At 62.0% G+C, this 274-nt stretch carries 1 pseudogene; it reads left to right on the forward strand.

Features of this window, described 5'->3' with window-relative positions:
- A pseudogene (locus E1958_RS20675) lies at window positions 1-274 on the forward strand (hypothetical protein); the annotation flags it as partial.

Consider the following 274-nt stretch of genomic DNA (forward strand, 5'->3'; position numbering starts at 1 on the left):
ACGTTCGGGCGCTCGACTTGGGTGAAGACCCCACGCTGGCGAGCAAGTTGGAGGAACTCAAGGCGCGCCAGGCCCGCCAGCAGGCGCAACGCAAGCAGCTAGAGGAAAGCGGTGAGACCCAGCGCTCGCGTACCGACCCCGATGCGCGGGCCTTGAATAAGGGAAAACAGCACGTCACCGGCGACAACGTACCAAGCGGTGTGGATCACAAACATAAGCTCATCGTGCATCACCAGGTCACCAACGCCGGCAACGATCAGAACCAGCTCAGCCG

The sequence above is a fragment of the Candidatus Thiosymbion oneisti genome (assembly GCF_004359955.1).
Lineage (GTDB): Bacteria > Pseudomonadota > Gammaproteobacteria > Chromatiales > Chromatiaceae > Thiosymbion > Thiosymbion oneisti.